General features: G+C 33.6%; 3 protein-coding genes. 2 read left to right on the plus strand and 1 reads right to left on the minus strand.

Translation table 11 applies throughout. From position 1 onward, the window contains the following. The first annotated feature begins 99 nt into the window (after positions 1-99). Positions 100-627 (plus strand): hypothetical protein, encoded by a 528-nt coding sequence (locus C200_RS16460; protein WP_016212108.1) that lies wholly within the window; start codon positions 100-102, stop codon positions 625-627. 198 nt (positions 628-825) lie between these two features. Here the strand turns inward: C200_RS16460 and C200_RS13865 are convergent, their stop codons facing one another. Further along, positions 826-1,962: a helix-turn-helix domain-containing protein gene (locus tag C200_RS13865; protein WP_016212107.1), complete on the minus strand. Its 1,137-nt coding sequence runs from the start codon at positions 1,960-1,962 to the stop codon at positions 826-828. A 404-nt stretch (positions 1,963-2,366) separates the two neighbouring features. Between C200_RS13865 and C200_RS15630 the strand changes: the two genes are divergently transcribed. Beyond that, positions 2,367-2,513, plus strand: coding sequence for a hypothetical protein (locus C200_RS15630; protein ID WP_155046716.1), 147 nt, complete (start codon positions 2,367-2,369; stop codon positions 2,511-2,513). Positions 2,514-2,559: the final 46 nt, after the last annotated feature.

Raw genomic sequence — 2,559 nt, forward strand, 5'->3', positions numbered from 1 at the left:
TGTTAATCCAGCGCTATAGCTATGAAGTCACGCCACCAATTGTCGGCAGTTTGAAGAAGATGTTTGACTGTGTTGAGCAATTATTTTTCTCTTAAAATAATGTCCTATAGTAGTGATTACGTTGAATTTAGCAAGGCCTTCCTAAAGCTGCCGACGCAGGAGGCCTCTTTTAAAGATAAGAAAAACCTCTTAGTTGCGGTACAAATGTTACAAATGCAAATTTATGCGTCACAAAGCTTTAGCCCAACTAGTTCGTTTAGCATAAGATTGGCATTTTTAGAAAGAAAAGTAGCTGAACAAATTGAAGCTGAGTTTGATAAAGCTATTGTTGGAATATCAGATAAACTGCGGTATAGCGAAGTTAGGGAAAACTTAATAGAGGAAATAAATGCATTACAAGTGATCGCGTCACCGTTAGAAGTAGGGTCTTGTTTGTTTAATTCGTTGAATATACAGTTGAAGCAATTAGAAGCGAGGGTAGGTCAGCCCTCTATGTTTTCTAAGGAAGTGGTTAAGGAACATGAGCACGTAGTGGAAATGGAAGGTACACGAGAAGCGTTAATGATGCAAAGTGTGCTTAGTCAGCCGGCAGTGCAAGCAGAGTCTGCGCCCGGTTATAGTAGTTAGTAGTTCAGGTTTGATCTGACAGTTTTCAGCGTTTGACCAGGTGACTGTCGGATCAGATTGAGTTAAAACCTTTTCGGTTGTAAAACTGACTGCTGTGATAGACATTTAATCCCTTATAGTGATAGATTTCTGATTAGTTTTTAGATCCTATGCTAATGTAATTTCTAATTTCAATGGTTAATGTGAAGGCATTATGCATTAAATAGACTTTTGGGCCTTATTAAGGACATCAATCGCGTAGTCTCTTATTAACTCTTCTTGATCTTTGTTTGATAGGGCTAGACGGTCATTGGGTATATATTTTTGATAAAGATAAGAAAGGTCCCCTGTTATACAAACCGGCAGCTTATCTTCTATTTTATTATCAATTTCTAAAATATACTCTTGTATTTTCTCTCCCCCTAGATTGATGATGGATTTAGCTTCTTGGCACTCTTGGAAGTATTGATTTTTAAGTATATTTGCAGCTTTATTGTAGGTCTTGTTTGGTGTGTTTGATATTTGTTCAGAAATTTCATACAGATTAAAATTAAATACTGCTAAAATTTTGTCAGATAATTTTGATCTATTTTTTAAATTTTCTCTAACTTTTATTGCATAACGTATAGCTTGCCAACCGAGCCAAAGGTTTCCACCTTCATCAGCAATTGGAAACCCTAAACCCTGAGTCTTAAAAATTTGGTTTTTGTTTTTTTCTTTGTAGCTAATTGATAGCCCATCGTTTATTACAATACAAATGCCGCTTTCATTATTAAAGTTTGCATGGTAATTTGTTTTCCAGTCAGGGTAAGCTGCAAAAAAATTAAAATGCTTTTTCCCATAACTTATTAATAGTTCCCTTTTTTTTGAAAATTCGTATTCTTGAACAGAGCAGAATATAGCCATATTTTTAAAATTAGAGTTAATAGTTTTTTCTATAGTGCTCTTGATGTTATCGATAATATCAATATAGTTTAAGCTGCAACTAATAATAAATTCTGTAACAAAATAAGATGTTTCATCTGTTATTTTATTATAGAAATAACAATATGTTGAATCTGCTGAAGAGATAAAAATACCATAATATTCTATATTATTACTGAGCTTTTTACTTGTTGTATCACGTTCTGTATATGTTTTATTAAGTATTTCATTAGGTGATACATTTAGTGCTTCAGCAATATTAATTAGTTTTGTTATTCCAAAATCCCTTACCCCTTGTAATATTGGCACGAGAGTTGGGTAGCTAATGTTTGACCTATCAGCTAATTGTTGTTTATTTATTGGGGGGTCTTGATGTTCCATAATTTTCTTTATGTTGTTGGCTATTTTTTTTAATTGCTTCTCTTTTGACATAAAATTAATACAACCTGTTCCTTTGACTTTGTTGACAGCAGTTTTTACTTATGTAAAATCTTATTAGATTGTAATCTAATAAGGTCGGTTGAATGTTATGTATGTTAATTTTTACCTTTACTATTTTCATCGTGCGACCTTAGATTTTACAGACAATTTAAGGCTATATTCAAGGATATGCAATGGATAATTTTAAAGGCAATGGAGAAATTTTAACTTTTATGTTTTATCTTTTGGATTTTTAATGGTGAGTTTTCCACGAAGCTATTTGTATTGGAGAATATGAGTATACTGAGAGAGTAATAAAAATTTAAGCTAGTACAATATAGAGTTTCTCATCTTAATTTGGATGGGTGGTGTAACACTCGAGCAAATAGCAGCTTAAATAATCAAAGGAATAAGTAATGAATAAGACAGAAGCGACAGCTATGGCACATTCTATAGCTGAACAGGAGTTGTTACCTTTTTTACGCTCATTAGAATCACAAATGATTACTGATGAGGTGTTTTTATCATTCGCTGCGAGCCATGGAGTGCTAAGCACGGGGTGAGTAGGCCGAGGTAGGTTCGGGTTTTTAGCAGAGCGGAGTTGCGAAA

It is taken from the genome of Piscirickettsia salmonis LF-89 = ATCC VR-1361, assembly GCF_000297215.2.
Taxonomy (GTDB): Bacteria; Pseudomonadota; Gammaproteobacteria; order Piscirickettsiales; family Piscirickettsiaceae; genus Piscirickettsia; species Piscirickettsia salmonis.

Bases quoted from the DNA above. Each gene is read 5' to 3' on its own strand.
- C200_RS16460 (WP_016212108.1), top strand. From the start codon at position 100: ATGTCCTATAGTAGTGATTACGTTGAATTTAGCAAGGCCTTCCTAAAG.
- C200_RS15630 (WP_155046716.1), top strand. From the start codon at position 2,367: ATGAATAAGACAGAAGCGACAGCTATGGCACATTCTATAGCTGAACAG.
- C200_RS13865 (WP_016212107.1), bottom strand. From the start codon at position 1,962: ATGTCAAAAGAGAAGCAATTAAAAAAAATAGCCAACAACATAAAGAAA.